Origin of the sequence: Actinotalea caeni, assembly GCF_009733795.1 — a bacterium.
In the GTDB taxonomy this organism is placed as follows: Bacteria; Actinomycetota; Actinomycetes; order Actinomycetales; family Beutenbergiaceae; genus Pseudactinotalea; species Pseudactinotalea caeni.
This window is the reverse complement of sequence record NZ_WNXX01000027.1, coordinates 20,901-36,059: the sequence shown is the minus strand read 5'-3', so window position 1 is coordinate 36,059 and position 15,159 is coordinate 20,901. Positions and strand designations below refer to the sequence as shown.

Annotated in this window: 15 protein-coding genes; 1 reads left to right on the top strand and 14 read right to left on the bottom strand. The window is 73.0% G+C overall.

The annotated features are described in order from the left end of the window. Positions 1 to 128: 128 nt before the first annotated feature. The 11 genes from GPA02_RS16755 to GPA02_RS16705 form a co-directional block, all read right to left on the bottom strand. Positions 129 to 350, bottom strand: coding sequence for a hypothetical protein (locus GPA02_RS16755; RefSeq protein WP_156201588.1), 222 nt, complete (start codon positions 348 to 350; stop codon positions 129 to 131). Between the two features lie 53 nt (positions 351 to 403). Then, positions 404 to 838, bottom strand: coding sequence for a nucleoside-diphosphate kinase (gene ndk / locus GPA02_RS16750; protein ID WP_156201587.1), 435 nt, complete (start codon positions 836 to 838; stop codon positions 404 to 406). Next, positions 835 to 1,230 (bottom strand): DUF4233 domain-containing protein, encoded by a 396-nt coding sequence (locus GPA02_RS16745; protein WP_204986662.1) that lies wholly within the window; start codon positions 1,228 to 1,230, stop codon positions 835 to 837. The genes ndk and GPA02_RS16745 overlap by 4 nt, the downstream gene beginning before the upstream one ends. 52 nt (positions 1,231 to 1,282) lie before the next feature. Continuing rightward, positions 1,283 to 1,984 (bottom strand): dihydroxyacetone kinase phosphoryl donor subunit DhaM, encoded by a 702-nt coding sequence (dhaM, locus tag GPA02_RS16740; RefSeq protein ID WP_156201586.1) that lies wholly within the window; start codon positions 1,982 to 1,984, stop codon positions 1,283 to 1,285. Further along, positions 1,981 to 2,613 carry a dihydroxyacetone kinase subunit DhaL gene (gene dhaL / locus GPA02_RS16735; protein ID WP_156201585.1) on the bottom strand — a complete coding sequence of 211 codons (633 nt, stop codon included), beginning with the start codon at positions 2,611 to 2,613 and terminating at the stop codon, positions 1,981 to 1,983. Before dhaL ends, dhaM begins: the two co-directional genes overlap by 4 nt. Continuing rightward, the gene (gene dhaK / locus GPA02_RS16730; protein ID WP_156201584.1) at positions 2,613 to 3,620 is read right to left on the bottom strand and encodes a dihydroxyacetone kinase subunit DhaK; all 1,008 of its coding nucleotides are present in this window, start codon (positions 3,618 to 3,620) and stop codon (positions 2,613 to 2,615) included. Before dhaK ends, dhaL begins: the two co-directional genes overlap by 1 nt. 173 nt (positions 3,621 to 3,793) lie before the next feature. After that, the gene (locus GPA02_RS16725; RefSeq protein WP_156201583.1) at positions 3,794 to 4,885 is read right to left on the bottom strand and encodes a DUF6585 family protein; all 1,092 of its coding nucleotides are present in this window, start codon (positions 4,883 to 4,885) and stop codon (positions 3,794 to 3,796) included. A gap of 63 nt (positions 4,886 to 4,948) precedes the next feature. After that, positions 4,949 to 6,481 carry an arabinosylfuranosidase ArfA gene (gene arfA / locus GPA02_RS16720; protein ID WP_156201582.1) on the bottom strand — a complete coding sequence of 511 codons (1,533 nt, stop codon included), beginning with the start codon at positions 6,479 to 6,481 and terminating at the stop codon, positions 4,949 to 4,951. Positions 6,482 to 6,560: 79 nt separating this feature from the next. Then, entirely contained in the window at positions 6,561 to 7,454 is an 894-nt protein-coding gene (locus tag GPA02_RS16715) for a carbohydrate ABC transporter permease (RefSeq protein ID WP_156201581.1), read from the bottom strand. Next, positions 7,451 to 8,386 (bottom strand): carbohydrate ABC transporter permease, encoded by a 936-nt coding sequence (locus GPA02_RS16710; protein WP_156201580.1) that lies wholly within the window; start codon positions 8,384 to 8,386, stop codon positions 7,451 to 7,453. Before GPA02_RS16710 ends, GPA02_RS16715 begins: the two co-directional genes overlap by 4 nt. 14 nt (positions 8,387 to 8,400) lie before the next feature. Continuing rightward, positions 8,401 to 9,735 (bottom strand): extracellular solute-binding protein, encoded by a 1,335-nt coding sequence (locus GPA02_RS16705; protein ID WP_156201579.1) that lies wholly within the window; start codon positions 9,733 to 9,735, stop codon positions 8,401 to 8,403. Between the two features lie 170 nt (positions 9,736 to 9,905). Between GPA02_RS16705 and GPA02_RS16700 the strand changes: the two genes are divergently transcribed. Then, positions 9,906 to 10,931 (top strand): LacI family DNA-binding transcriptional regulator, encoded by a 1,026-nt coding sequence (locus GPA02_RS16700; RefSeq protein WP_240134108.1) that lies wholly within the window; start codon positions 9,906 to 9,908, stop codon positions 10,929 to 10,931. A 4-nt stretch (positions 10,932 to 10,935) separates the two neighbouring features. Here GPA02_RS16700 and GPA02_RS16695 read toward each other — a convergent pair whose 3' ends face one another. From GPA02_RS16695 to GPA02_RS16685, 3 genes are all read right to left on the bottom strand, one after another. Next, positions 10,936 to 11,937, bottom strand: coding sequence for a LacI family DNA-binding transcriptional regulator (locus GPA02_RS16695; RefSeq protein WP_240134107.1), 1,002 nt, complete (start codon positions 11,935 to 11,937; stop codon positions 10,936 to 10,938). Positions 11,938 to 12,030: 93 nt separating this feature from the next. Continuing rightward, on the bottom strand, positions 12,031 to 13,632 hold the full coding sequence (locus GPA02_RS16690; protein ID WP_162457804.1) for an MGH1-like glycoside hydrolase domain-containing protein: 1,602 nt from the start codon (positions 13,630 to 13,632) through the stop codon (positions 12,031 to 12,033). 69 nt (positions 13,633 to 13,701) lie between these two features. Beyond that, positions 13,702 to 15,024, bottom strand: coding sequence for an ABC transporter substrate-binding protein (locus tag GPA02_RS16685; protein ID WP_156201576.1), 1,323 nt, complete (start codon positions 15,022 to 15,024; stop codon positions 13,702 to 13,704). Between the last annotated feature and the right edge of the window lie 135 nt (positions 15,025 to 15,159).

Here is a 15,159-nt window from a genome sequence, read left to right as displayed (position 1 = left end):
CGACCGGCCGGAGCGAGCCGCGCATTACGGTGGACCAAGAGAAGGCCTCCCTCGAGTGACGTTGAACACCACTCAGAATGGAGGCCTTCTCCCTACATCCGTGTCACCAACGTGCTGACCGAGTACAGCTAGGCGTCCTCGTCGTCCTCGTCGTCGGCGATCTCGACCTCGTAGGCCTGGTCGACGACGTCGGCCTCGTCGGCGCGGCCCTCCAGGTCCGGTCGCGCGGTGGCCGGGTTGTAGTCCTCGCCCGGCTCGGCCTCCTCGGCCGCGAGGAGCGGGTTCGCGGGGTCGAGCTCGTCGGGCTCGACGTCGATGGGATCGCGCCAGTCCTGCGACGGGTTGGTCATCGTTCCTCCTCGTTCCTCCTGCGTGCGGACTGCCATCCTGCCCCGCGGACTCCTCAGAGGGCGGGGAACCAGAGGGCGATCTCGCGATCGGCGGACTCGGTGGAGTCGGAGCCGTGGACGAGGTTCTGCAGCACCTTCAGCCCCCAGTCCCGCCCGAGGTCGCCCCGGATCGTGCCGGGCGCGGCCGTCGTCGGGTCGGTCGCGCCGGCGAGCGAGCGGAACCCCTCGATCACCCGGTGCCCCTCGACGACGGCGGCCACCACGGGGCCGGAGCGCATGAACTCGACCAGCGGCTCGTAGAACGGCTTGCCGACGTGCTCGGCGTAGTGGCCGGCGAGCAGGTCGGTGTCGGGGACCCGCATGTCGAGGGCGACCAGCGTGTAGCCCTTGGCCTCGATGCGCCGCAGGATCTCACCGGTCAGCCCGCGGCGGACGCCGTCGGGCTTGACGAGGACCAGGGTGCGCTCGGGGGTGACGTGCTCGCTCATGGGTTCAACCTATCCTCGACCGCCTCGCGCTCCGCACGCTCCTGGTCGATGCGGCGCCCGAGCACGAGCGCCACCACCCAGATCGCCGCGAAGACGGTGCCCATGACGAACATCGTCGGCACGACGACGCCCGAGGCGATCAGCAGCAGCTGCACGGCAGAGCCCAGCCAGATGCCGGACGGGCGGCGCACCAGACCGGCGGCCACGACGCACAGCAGCGCCAGCCCGCCCGCCACGCCCCAGATCGGACCCACGCTCGTGCCCGGCTCGCGCAGCCCGAAGGCGACCAGCGCCGCGAACAGCACGACGAAGACCTCGAAGGTGAGCACGGCCGAGCACAGCACGGCACGTGCGGAGCGCCGGCGGGGGCGGGCGGCGGGCGAGGAGCTCACCCGGTCAGGTTACGGGCTCGACCGGGGCTCCTCGCGCCGCCGAGGACCCGCCTCAGGTCTCGCCGAACCCGGACTCGATCTCGGCGACCACGGCGGCCAGCGCCTCCTCCGCCTGCGGCCCGGTCGCGCTGACCTCGATCTCGGCGCCGCCGGTGAGGCCGAGCGACATCAGCGCGAGCACGCTCGCGGCGTCGACGCCGTTGATCGTGACGCCGGCGTCGAAACCGGCCGCGGTCCGCGCGACGGTCGCGGCCGGCCGCGCGTGCAGCCCGAGCGGGTTGACGAGCGTCAGCGACCGGGTGCGGGCGCCGCCGTCGTCGGCCGCCGGTCCCCCGGCCGTCGCGCCGCCCGCCTCGCCAGAACCGGCGAACCCGGTGACGGCGGTGCCTGCCGCCGCGACGACCGCGTCGAAGTCGCCGCCGCCCTGCGCCGCGACCGCTGCGGCGACCGTCGCCTCGACGAACGGCGCGTCGACCAGCCGCACGCGCTCGTCCTCGAGCATCTCGAGGACGGACTCCGCCGTCAGCGTCGCCGAGCCCAGGTCGGTGAGCACGACGACGGCGTCCGCGCCGGCGGAGAGCGCACCGGTGACCGCCTGCTCGACGAGGTCGAAGCTCGTGCCGACCCTGCCGTCGTCGGTGCCGCCGGCGGCCCGGATGTCGACGTCGGGCGCCATCTGCGCCGCGACCTCGACCAGGCCCGCGGCGAGCTGGGCGGAGTGGCTGACGAGGACGAGCGCGGTGCCCACGCTCATGCCCCGGCTGCCGACGCCGCGGTCTCCAGCAGCAGGGCCGAGCTCTCGGCACCCGGGTCGCGGTGCCCGGCCGAGCGCTCCCCCAGGTAGGAGGCGCGGCCCTTGCGCGCGACGAGCGGGTCGGTCGACTCGGCACCGGCGCGCGCGGCGTCGGCCGCGGCTCGGAGCGCCTCGGCGGCGCTGCCGCCGCTGTCGGCGACGTGCTGCGCCGCGGCGGCCGCGGGCGTCCACGCGTCGACCATCGTCTTGTCGCCGACCTCGGCCTTGCCGCGCGCGACGATGCCCTCCAGGCCGGCGGCGAGCACCGCCGCGACGCCGGCCGCGTCGAGGGCGTCGGTGTCCGCCGCCTTGGCACCCCGCAGGAACGCGGTGCCGTACAGCGGACCGGCGGCCCCGCCGACCGTCGACATCAGCGTGGTCGCCACCAGCTTGAGGACGTCGCCGACCGTCGACGGCTCCGCGGCGTCCAGCTTGCCCAGCACCGCGGTGAACCCGCGGTACATGTTCTCGCCGTGGTCGCCGTCGCCGATCGCGCGGTCGAGGTCGAGCAGGTGCTCCCGGTGCTCGGTGACCGTCGCGGCGGCCGCCCGCACCCAGGACAGCGCCCAGTCGATGCCCAGGTCCGCCATCAGACGCCCCACCGCAGCGCGGCCGTGTGGACCGGCGCGTCCCAGAGCCGGGTCGTCTCGTCGTCGAGCCGGAGCACGGTGATCGAGGCGCCCTGCATCTCCAGCGAGGTGATGTAGTTGCCCACCAGCGAGCGCGCGACCGTGGCTCCCAGCGCCTCCAGGCGCGCCCGCGCGTGCCGGTAGACGATGTAGAGCTCCGAGCTGGGGGTGCCGCCCATGCCGTTGACGAACAGCAGCACCTGCTCGCCGCTGCTCAGCCCGAGGTCGTCGATGACCGGGTCGAGCAGCATGTCGGTGATCTCGTCCGCCGGTGCGGCCTTGATGCGACGGCGACCGGGCTCGCCGTGGATGCCGATCCCGATCTCGATCTCGTCCTCGGGCAGGTCGAAGCTCGGCTTGCCCGCGTGCGGGACCGTGCAGGCGGTCAGCGCGACGCCCATCGAGCGGACGTTGTCGTTGACGTGGGTCGCGATCGCGAGAACCGTGTCGAGGTCGTCGCCGCGCTCGGCCGCGGCGCCCGCGATCTTCTCGACCATGACGGTGCCGCCCACGCCACGGCGGCCCGCGGTGTACAGCGAGTCCTCGACCGCGACGTCGTCGTTGACGACGACGGCCTTGACCGCGATGTCCTCGGCGTCGGCGAGCTCGGCGGCCGTCTCGAAGTTGAGGACGTCACCGGTGTAGTTCTTGACGATGTGCAGCACGCCCGCGCCGCCGTCCGCGGCCTGGGTGGCGGCGAGGATCGGGTCCGGGGTGGGCGAGGTGAACACCGCGCCGGGCACCGCGGCGTCGAGCATGCCGACGCCGACGTAGCCGGCGTGCAGGGGCTCGTGACCGCTGCCACCGCCGCTGACGAGGCCGACCTTGCCCGAGACCGCGCCCCCTGCCCGGGCGACGAACAGCGACTCGGGGTCGCCGCTGGAGGTGACGATGTCGGCGTGCGCCTGGACGAAGCCCTCCACGGACTCCGGGACGACGTCGGCGGGGTCGTTGATCAACTTCTTCACGGCCGGCTCCTTTGCGGACTCTGACGGTGTCGGTGGCGTGCTCGCCACCTGCCCATACTCTCCCGCCGTCGGAGGCCTCACGGGGTGCCTTTCGTCCCGCGGCCGGGCCCAGGCGGACGTGACGCCGGTCACACCGGGGCGGGCGGCGGCAGGGCCGTGCCGGCCGGCCCGCGTCAGCCCGCGGGCGCGGTGCGCGGCAGCTGCCGGGAGATCGTGTCGAGCAGGTGGACGAGCAGCACGTAGTCGCGCACCGTGCCCAGCGAGACCGACGCGAACCGTCCGGTCGGCAGCTGCGTGATGCTCACCTGCCCCTGCGCGAGCACGATGCCGCCGTAGCTGGGCCACGGCAGCGTCCTGCGTCCCTGCCCGATGCCGGCCCTCGACACCTCGAAGGCACCGAAGCCCACCGACTCACCGCGGTTGAACGCCTCGATCGCCGGGCCGACCTTGGCCTCGACGACCCGACGCTGCGCCACCTGCTGCAGCGTCTCGTGGTCGGTCAGCCCCTCGAGCGCGAGTCCCTTGAGCCCGGGAGCGGTGATGCTGTGGGTGGCGGTGCCCTTGCCGGGGGTGATCGTGTACGTCACCTCGCGCCAGGGCAGGTCGCGCACCTCGTTGCGGGCGACGACGCGGACCCCCTCGGGGAAGGTCTGCACCAGGGTGCCGTTCCTCGGCACCGAGCCGATGAGCAGGCCGACACCGATCGCGCCGCAGAAGAGGGTGCCGACGAGGTAGGCCCACGCCTGCGTGGTGAACGCGGTGAGCGTGCAGTAGATCGCGCCGCCGGTGAACAGGGCGCCGACGACCAGCATGAGCAGCGAGGTCGAGACCGTGCGCGAGTGCGACCCGATCGGCTGCCCGTGGTCGGGTCGCAGGGCGCCCGCGAGCGCGACGTCCTGCCGCCACCGCAGGTAGGCGATCACCCCGAACGCGATCCCGAGCAGAGCGAGCCCGAGCGCCGTCCAGCCGATGATCGCGTTGACGAGAAGGGCCTCGTCGAGCATCTGCCGGTGGCTCTGGGTGCGGGTGACGACACCGGTCCGCGAGATCGTCTGGCAGATGTCGCCCGGACCCATCACCTCGCCGTCGCACGTCGCCTCGACGGCGCGGGTCGCCGTCCACACGTAGGCGGCGGCGCCGCCGACCGTGACGAGCGCCGAGGTGACGAACGCCCACACCGGGGTCGCGCCGAACCGCGCGGCGCCGTCCGGGGCGGGCGGCTGCGGACCGGGCGCGGAGGGCTGGGGCTGAGGAGGCACCGACATGCCCGCGACGCTAGCGGCGCTCCCCCGCCGGCCGCGACCCCCGCCGGTGGGGCGATCTGCCCGTCAGCGGCGCTCGACGGCGACCTGGACGACCGCCCACGACAGCGGCGGCAGCCGCAGCGTGACGGTCTCGCCGTCGGCCGCGACGCCGTCGAGGTCGCGCAGCCCGACCGTCTCGCCCTCGATCGTGTTGGCGCTGAAGCGGTCGCCGCCCTCGGGCGTGGTGAGGACCTCGGCGCGCGTGACCCGGGTCGCGGTGAGGCCGCGCAGCACGGCCTCGACGTCCGCGCTCTCCTCGAGACCGCGGTGGGCGAGGAACAGGGCGACGACGCCGTTCTCCTCGTCCCAGGTCGCGCTGACGTCGACGACGTCGGCGCCGCCGTAGCGCGCGGTATCGACGACGTCGGAGGTGACGGCGGTGCGCAGCACCTGGCCGCGCGCGAGCGCCGACGTGCGCGCGAACGGCCAGAAGATGCTCTGCCGCCACGCGGGGCCGTTCTCCTCGGCGCGGATCGGCGCGATGACGTTGACCAGCTGCGCCTGGTTCGCGATCTTCACGCGGTCGGAGTGCCGCAGCAACGAGTTGAGGAACGTGCCGACGACGACGGCGTCGGTCACGTTGTAGGTGTCCTCGATGAGCCGCGGGTGCTCGCGCCAGGTCGCGGCCACCGCGCTCGGCTGGTCCTCGGTCTCCAGACCGGTCTGGTACCAGACGTTCCACTCGTCGAAGGAGAGGTTGATCTGCTTGCGGTGCTTGCCGGAGGCCTTGATGGCGTCGGCGGTGCTGACGACCGACTCGATGAAGTAGTCCATGTCGAGCGCCGAGGCGAGGAAGCTCGCGGCGTCGCCGTCGTGCTCCTGGTAGTAGGCGTGCAGCGAGATGTAGTCGACCTCGTCGTAGGCGTGGCGCAGCACGGTCTGCTCCCACGTGCCGAACGTCGGCATGCCGGAGTTGGAGGAGCCGACGGCGACCAGCTCGATCGTCGGGTCGACGAACCGCATGGCCTTGGCGGCCTCCTGCGCGAGGCGGCCGTACTCCTCGGGCGTCTTGTGACCGATCTGCCACGGGCCGTCGAGCTCGTTGCCCAGGCACCACAGCTTGATGTCGAAGGGCTCCTTGGCGCCGTTGGCGATCCGCATGTCCGACAGCCGGGTGCCGCCGGGGTGGTTGGCGTACTCGACCAGCTCGCGCGCCGCGTCGACGCCCCGGGTGCCGAGGTTGATCGCCTCCATCACCTCGACGTCGGCCAGCCGGGCCCACTCGACGAACTCGTGCAGACCGAACGCGTTGGTCTCGACCGTGTGCCAGGCGCCGTCGAGCCGGACCGGGCGGTCCTCGACCGGCCCCACGCCGTCCTCCCAGTTGTACCCGGAGACGAAGTTGCCGCCCGGGTACCGCACGACCGTCGGTCCCATCTCCTTGACGAGCGCGAGCACGTCGCGGCGGTAGCCGCGCTCGTCGGCCTCCGGGTGCCCCGGCTCGTAGATGCCGGTGTAGACGCACCGGCCCATGTGCTCGACGAAGGACCCGAAGATCCGGCGCGGCACCTCGGAGACGGTGAAGTCGCGGTCGACGACGATCCTGGCGCGGGACATGCAGCCTCCTTCGAGGGGGACGGGCGTGGGGTGAGGGCCGTCGACGACCGCGGCGCGGCGGTCGCCGACGGTCGGGGCGTCACGTGCCGCCGAAGCCGCTGGTCGCGACGCCCTTGATGATCTGCCGCTGGAACAGCAGGAACACCACGATCAGCGGCAGCGCCGCCAGCACGGCCTGCGCCATCACCTGCGAGTAGACGATGCCGTAGGCGCTGATCACGGTCTGGAGGCCGACCGGGAGCGTCATCAGCGCGGTGTCGTTGATGACGAGGAACGGCCACAGGAAGTTGTTCCAGGCCCCGATGAACACGAAGATCGCGACCGAGGCGAGGATCGGCCGCGACAGCGGCAGCACGACCGACCAGAAGATGCGGGCGCGGCCGGCGCCGTCGATGCGTGCCGCGTCCTCGAGCTCGATCGGCACCTGGTCGAAGAACTTCTTGAGGATGAACACCATCGCCGGCGCGATCACCTGCGGCAGGATCAGGCCCCAGTAGGTGTCGACGAGCCGCAGCGCGAGCATCTCGTAGTACAGCGGGATGATCAGCACCTGGCCCGGCACCATGATCGAGGCGATGACGACGGCGTACAGCCAGCCACGGCCCTTGAAGTCGATCCGCGCGAACGCGTAGGCCGCCAGCGCGGAGATCGCGACCGTGATCGCGGTGATGAGCACCGACGTCAGGAGCGAGTTCCACGCCCAGATCGGCACGTTGCCGACCGCGAGCACCTCACGGAAGGAGTCGAGCGTGAACCCGTTCGCCGGGATCCAGCTCGCGTCGGGCGAGGCGGCGTCCTCCTCGGTCTTGAGCGCGGTGTCCACCGCCCACAGGAACGGCAGCAGCCACGCGACCGCCATGAGGACGAGGACGACGAACGCGACGACCCGGCCGGGCCCGACCGTGCGGCTCGGGCCACGACCACGCCTGTCGATGCCGGCAGCTGCGGGGGCGGCGGGTGCGGCGGCGCTCATGAGGCACTCCTTCGCATGACGCGGAGCTGGACGAGCGAGATCACGATGATCATCGCGAAGAACACGTACGAGATCGCGGCCGAGTAGCCGAACCGGAACGCGGTGAAACCGACCTCGTACACGTACTGGAGGATCGACCGGGTGGCACCACCGGGGCCGCCGCCGGTCATCTGGTACACCTGGTCGAACAGCTTCAGCGACGCCAGCACCTGCAGCAGCAGGATGAGCACGGTCGTCGGCAGCAGCTGCGGCATCGTGATCGACCAGAACTGGCGGAACCGGCCGGCGCCGTCGATCGAGGCCGCCTCGTACTGCTGCGACGGGATGTTCTGCAGCGCCGCGAGGTAGAGCAGGAAGTTGAAGCCGATCGTCCACCAGACGGTGGCGATGACGATGCCGAGCATCGCGGTGGCCGGGTCCTGCAGCCAGGCGCGGCCCTCGAAGCCCAGCATCTCCATGACGGCGTTGGCCGCACCGAGCTGCGGGTTGAAGATCCAGACCCAGATCTGGCTGATGACCGTCGAGGCGAGCAGGAACGGCATGAAGAACGACAGCCGCCACAGCCACTGACCCGGCAGCCCCTGCTCGACGAGCACGGCCATGACGAGGGCGATGACGACGAGCGGCACCGTCGACAGCAGCGTGAACCAGGCGGTGTTGCCCAGCGAGCGCCACATGTCGCTATCGCGGAACGCCTCGGCGTAGTTCTCGAGGCCGACGAACGCGCCACCGGCCCCGGTGAGGGAGATGTCCGTGAACGACAGGTAGATCCCGTGGATCATCGGCCAGATCAGGAACATCACGAAGAACACGAGGAACGGGGCGACGAACAGCCAGCCCGCGACCCGGTCGCTCGAGCGACGGGTCCGACCGGGGTCGGTGATCGCCGCGACGGGAGGCTCCGTCGTCCCCGTCTGCGCGGTGGTTGACATCGGTGCGCTCCTTCCTAGCCCGCGACCGGGTTCGTCATGCCGAGCAGGGTGTCGACGCGCCGCATGAAGCTCTCGAAGCCGGCTGCGGCGTCGTCGCCGGAGAGCAGCACGCCCTGCACGTACTCGGCGAAGTAGCTCTGGAAGTTGCTGCCCGACCCGCCGAACCAGGCCGGCGGGTCGTAGTTGAGGATGTCGGCGGCGTTCGCGTAGTTGGCCTGCGGCACCAGGTCGCCGTACTCGGGGCTCTCGGTGATCGGGAGGAACGCCGGGATGTGCCCCGCCTCCGCCCACGAGAACGAGCTGTGCAGCAGGTCGGAGACGAACTGGTAGGTCAGCCGACGCTCCTCCGGGTCCGGGTTGTCCTGGTGCGGCAGCACGAACGCGTGCGAGTCGCCGTAGGCGGCCGGCTCGTCGAACAGCGTCGGGATCGTGCTCGCGTTGAGCGGGATGCCCGCGCCGATCATCGTCGGCAGCTCCCAGACGCCGGTGAAGAACAGCCCGCTCTTGCCGGAGGCGAACTCGGCGACGGCGTTCGCGTAGTCGCTGCTGGAGGCGGCGATCTCGTCGTCGAGCAGGTCCTGCATGAGCTCCAGCGCGGCGACCGCGGCGTCGAGCTCGTACTCGGCGGTGGGTCCGCTGAGCACCATCTCCGCGCCCTGCTGGCGGTAGAGCGTGTACCAGAGCCGCCACATCTGGGCGCCGTCGCCGAGGTAGCCGTAGGAGAGCCCGTGGCCGCCGTCGGAGGCCGCCGCCAGCTCGCGCCCGGCGGCGAGGAAGTCCTCCGGCGAGGTGATCTCGACGATCTTCCCGTCGCTGTCGAGCAGCCCCGCCCGGTCGCAGATGTCGGTGTTGTACATCATGATGAACGGGTGCGCGTCGAGCGCGATCGAGAACACCGTGCCGTCGACGATGCCGCTCTCCCAGATCGGTCCGGGGAACGTCTCCTCCGTCACGCCCACCTCGGCGAGCATGTCGAGGTCCCACGGGTCGAGCAGGCCGCCGGGCGCGAAGCCGGTCAGCCGGGAGGCGTGCATGATCCCGACGTCGGGGGCCCGGCCGCCGGTCGCCGCCATCGCGAGCTTCGTGTAGTACGGCGTGCCCCACGCGAGCACGGTCGGCCACGCGAAGTACTCGTCGTTGCCCTCGTTGACGCTGTCGATCAGGGCCGACATCTTGACGCCGTCACCGCCGCTGAGCAGGTGCCAGAAGTCCAGCCGTCGCCGCCCCGCGGGCGCGCCGCCCGGTGAGCAGCCCGTCAGCATCGGGACTCCCACGGCCGCGGCGCCGAGCGCGCCGGCGCCCGTGCGGAGCAGCTGCCGTCGTGTCAGACCTCTGGTGCGGTCGACCATCCGGATCACTCCTTCGTGACGCTGGCGAGCGAGCCGATCGGCCCGCCGTCAGACCGGGGTTCGGAGTCCCGGCGTCAGGGACGTTACAGCGCTGCAAACACAGGCACAACCCCGTCGCGCGGGAAGCGGCGCGGCGCTAGCATCGCCCCGAGACAAGGGGGTGCGGGTCGGTGACGACGGCGGACCGCCGCGGCACGTCCGGTCACGTGCGTCTGGTCGACGTGGCCGCGCTCGCGGGCGTCTCGATGAAGACGGTCTCCAACGTCGTGCGCGGGGCGCCGCACGTCAGCGCGGCCATGCGCGCCCGCGTCCAGAAGGCCGTCGAGGAGCTCGGCTACCGACCGAACCTCACCGCGCGCCGGCTCGTGACCGGCCGCACCGGCATGCTGGCGCTCGCCCTGCCCGAGATGGACCAGCCCTACTACGCCGAGCTCGCGCGGCACGTCGCGCAGGCGGCGCCCGAGCTCGGCTACCGGGTGCTGATCGAGCAGACGCTGCTCGACGCCGAGGCCGAGCACGCCGTCATCCGCGACCGCGAGACCGGCGTCGTCGACGGCGTGCTGTTCCACCCCGTGCGCATGAGCAACGACGAGATCGCCCGGCTGCGCCCCGAGCTGCCGCTCGTGCTGCTCGGCGAGGACGCCCCGGCGACCACCGACCACGTGATGATCGACAACGTCGCCGCCGCGCGCGACGTCATCGCCTACCTCGTCGCCTCCGGCCGGCGCCGGGTCGCGTTCCTCGGCACGGTCGTCGACGAGACCTCGCAGGCGACCAAGCCGCGGCTGCGCGGCTTCCACGAGGGCCTCGACGCCGCGGGCGTGCCGGCCGCCGACCGCCCCGTGCTCATGTGCGCCGCGTACTCGGTCGAGGCGGCGGAGGCCGCCCTCGAGGCGGCGCTGGCCGCCGGGACCCGCATCGACGCGGTGATGTGCCGCGAGGACCGGTTCGCCGTCGGCGCGCTGCGCGCGCTGCACCGCGCCGGCCAGCGGGTGCCCGAGGACGTCGCGGTCGTCGGCTGGGACGACACCCAGCCGGCGCGGTGGGCCTCCCCGCAGCTGACGAGCGTCGCGCCCGACAAGCGCGAGCTCGCCCGCGTCGCGCTGCGGCTCGTCCACGAGCGCGTCACCGGCCACCAGGGACCGGGGCGGCACCTCATCGTGCCGCACACGCTCGCGGTGCGGGACAGCAGCTGAGGGCTCAGCCGGCCGGCGCCGTCGAGCGCCGCACCTCCAGCCGCGGCTGGAAGACGACGTCGTGGTCGGGCTCGGTGCCGCGCAGCAGCGCGTGCATCCGCGCCCAGGCCATCTCCCCCAGCTTGCGGTGCGGCACCGACTCGGTCGTCAGCGCCGGCGACATGTACCTCGAGAACGGGATGTCGTCGAAGCCGGTGACCGAGACGTCGTCGGGCACCCGGACGCCGCGCTCGGTCAGGCCGTGCACGAGCCCGATCGCGACGAGGTCGTTGAAGGCCAGCACGCCGGTGGCGCCAGACGCGATCACCTCCTCGACGGCGGCGACGCCGTCCTCGCTGCTCGCGCCGCCCTCGATGCGCACGACCGTCACGCCCTCGACCTCGGCCACGACGTCGTTGATGCCGTTGACCCGGTTGCGGGTGGCGACGCCGGGTGGGCCGGTCACGTAGGCGAGCCGGCGGTGGCCCAGCGCGCACAGGTGCCGCGCGAGCGCCGCGAAGCCGGTGCGGGAGTCGACGGTCACCGTCGGCGCCGCGGCGCCGGGGTTCGAGCGGTTGACGAGCACGACCGGCGCCAGCGTCTCGGCGACCCGGACCAGCTCGGCGTCCGACATCCGCGGCGCGCACAGCACCAGGGCGTCGCTGCGGCGCCGGATCTCCGCGGCGAGCAGCGGCTCGTCGTCGACGGCCTCGGCCGAGTCGGCCACGAGCACCCGGTACCCGTCGCCCGCGGCGGCCTTGCTCAGCGCCGCGAGGACCGCCTGGATCGAGGGGTTGGCGAGATCGGGCACGAGGAAGCCGATCGCGCTCGTCTGGCCGAGCGCGAAGCTGCGCGCGAGGTGGTTGGGCGAGTACCGCAGCTCGGCCGCGGCCTGCCGGACGCGCTCGGCCACCGCAGGGTCGCCCCCGAAACGGCCGTTCATCACGCGCGAGACCGTCGACGCCGAGACGCCGGCCCGCTCGGCCACCTCCGCGATCGTGGTGGCACCCGGTCGTCTAGTGACCACCCGCCGTCCCTTCCTCGCCCTGCGCACGAGACCTCGCGCGCTGCGTCATCCTAGGTTCGCCGCGACGCGCACGCGCCCGGCGTCCGGGAGCGCTCACGACCGCTGCGCCACGAGGCCGACGTCGACGCGCTCGCCGGTGGCGAGCACGACCCGCTGGTTCGGCTCGACCGTCAGCTCGACGTCGACCCCTGCTCCCCGCAGCCTGCCCGTGACGGCGCGCGGCGCCACCCCGACCACGGCGCTCGGCTCGCCGTCGCCGTCGAGCACGACGCGCCAGCCGCGCGGGAAGGTGAGCCACGGCTGCCCCTGCCGGTGCACCTCGGCCACGGTGTCGTCGGCGACGAGCTCGTGGCGCACGCCGCGCACCGTGCGGGCGTAGCCGCTCGCGGCCGCGGCGTGCCCGCCGTCCAGCCGGGTCGGCGGCACGGCGGTCAGCCAGGTCTCGCCGTCGGGTCGCTCGAGCACGCCGCAGGTGCGCTCGACGGCGTCGAGCAGCCAGAGGACCGCGGGCGCGTAGGCGTCGGCGAACCCCGGCGCGCCGGACGCCGGGTCGAGGCACTGCGGGAACCGGTCGTGCCCGGCCATCGCACCGAGCAGCGGGCGCTCCACGGCGAGCAGCTCGGCGACGTGGCCGTGATGATCGAAGGCCGCGGGCGCGCGCAGCATCGTCAGCATGTTGACCGGACCGGCCCACGAGTTGCGGGTGTGGTCGCCGTCGAACCGCGGGTCGTCCATCGCGACCGAGGTGAGGCCGGCGGCCGCGAGGAAGCGGCGCCGGTTCAGCAGGTGCCGGCCGAGCGCGGCCTCGGCCAGCGCCGCGTCGCCGATCTCGCAGGCGAGCACCCGCAGCAGCACGTCGGAGTCCAGCCGCAGCAGGGTGCCGTCGGCGGTGCGGTCGTAGAACGCGACGGCGTCCGGGTCGAAGCACTGCGCGAGCAGCGCCTCGGTGCTCGCCTCGGCCGCGCGCGACCACGGCTCCGGGTCCTCACCGAGCTCGGCCGCGGACAGCGCCAGGTAGCGTCGCTGGCACGCGACGTTCGCCGTCAGGTCGGGCGCGACGAACGGCAGCGACGCGACGTCGTCGTCGTAGCGCGCGGCGTCGCCGTGCAGGCACCGGTCCGGCACGCCCCAGAACCGTGGCGAGAGGTCGTGGCCGGTGTCGAAGGTGCAGAACGCCTCGACGCCACCGGTGCCGCGGGTGTCCCGGTGCCGCGCGAGCCAGGCGTCGTGCGCGGCGGCCGCGGCGTGCATGGTCGCGAGGTAGTCGCGGTCCCCCGTGCGCAGGTAGTGGTGCCAGACGCCGCGCGCGAGCGGTGTGACCATCTGGATCTGCGTGAAGGCGGGGCCCTGCGCGGTCACCTTGTACGGGAGCAGCCCGTCGGCACGCGCGTGCCGGGCCAGCAGCAGGTGGGTGGCGTGCACGACCGACGGCGCGAACCGGTCCAGCACGTCGGTGGCCGCGGTGGCGGTGCTCTCCAGCCAGGTGCCGTCGTAGCCGCCGCCCTCGAGCAGCACCTGCTCGCCGTCGACCACGCGCAGGCAGTCGGCGAGCGTGGTCACGGCCTGCCGCCAGCGCCGCTCCAGCGGGCCACCGACCGTCGTGAACGCCACCCCGGCGTCGACCAGCTCCGGGTGCGCCCGCTCGGGCGGTCGGTGCTCGCGCAGCCGGCGCAGCGCCTCGCGCAGCGGTGTCATCGTCACTCCCCCGTCCTGTCGGTGCCGTGGGACCCCGCAGGCCCCACGGCACCGGTCCGGCGGCCGGCCTCAGTCGGCCAGCGCCGCCGAGAGCTCGTCCACCCAGGCCTGAGCGCCCTCGGCCGAGGACACCCGCCCGAACAGGATGTCGGACTCGACCCGCTGCGTGAGCTCGTTGAGGATCGCCCCGCCGGCGGGCTGCGGCGGCGCGACGACGCCGACCTCGAGCACCTCGGCCAGGTAGGCCGCCGCCTGCGCGTCGGCCGGGGCGAGCAGCGGCTCGACGACCTCGAGGGTCTCGGGGTTGAAGGGCAGCCCGCGGTCGGCGAGGACGATCTCGGCGGCCTCGGGCTGGTTGAGCAGCCAGTCGACGAGCATCGCCGCCTCCGCCGGGTGCTCGCTGCCGGCCGCGATCGCCCAGAACTGGGAGGGCAGCACCGCCACCCCGGCGACGTCGGTCGACGTCGGCGGCGCGACGATCTCGACGTCGGCGCCGGTGCCGGCCTGGTAGGCGCCGATCTGGTTGCTGTAGGCGAAGGTCATCGCCGCACGACCGGTCCCGAAGAGGCTGAGGTCGGGCGTGACGTTCCAGTGCTCCACGATCACCGACGGGTCCGGCAGGCCACCGCCCTCGACCAGCTCGAGCTCCATGTCGTACCACTGCTGGATCGTCGCCGCGTCGACGGCGAGCCGGCCGTCCCAGTCGTAGATGCCGGTCTCGGTGTACTGGGCGACGTAGGTGCCGAGCGCGTCCTGCACGCGCAGGTCGAGACCGACGATCCCGCCGTCGGACCCGGCCGAGATGTCGTTGGCGATCCGCACGAGGTCCTCCCAGGCCCAGCCCGGCTCGGGCAGGTCCACCCCTGCCGCCTCGAAGAGCGAGGGGTTGAGCAGCACGCCGATCGCGTTGCCGCCGGTCGGCAGCCCGTACAGGGTGCCGTCGACCATGGCGTTCGTGAGCGTGAACTCCGGGTAGGCGTCGGTGGGCAGCTGCTCGCTCACGGTCGCCAGGTCGAGCAGCGCACCCGCCGCGCCGTACTCCTGCGGCTTGGCGCCGCCGAGGGCGAAGACATCCGGTGCGGTGCCGGAGGCGAAGTCGGTCGCGAGCCGGTTGAAGAGGTCGTCCGGCGCGCCCACGGGCTCCTCGACGACCGTGATGTTCGGGTGCTTCTCCTCGAACAGGTCGATCGCCTCGGCCATGATCGCGGCGCGCTGGTCGTTGCCCCACCACGCGATGTGGAGCTCCACCGCCTCGTCGGGGTCGGGCGCGTCGACGGGTCCGCCGGCGCCGCCGTCACCGGCTCCCGTGCCACCGCCGCAGGCGGTGAGGGTCAGGGCTGCGGTCGTGGCGAGCACACCCGCCGCGAGCCGTCCTCGTGCTGGACGCTTCATTGCATCTCCTCGTGTCTCGAGCGGCCCGGCGCTGGGCGACGACCGGTCCGGGCCGTGAAAGCGTATTCAGTGAAATCGCTTGCAGCGGAACGTAGCAGCGCGCTCGAGAGACTGTCAACGGGTGGGCGCAGTCGG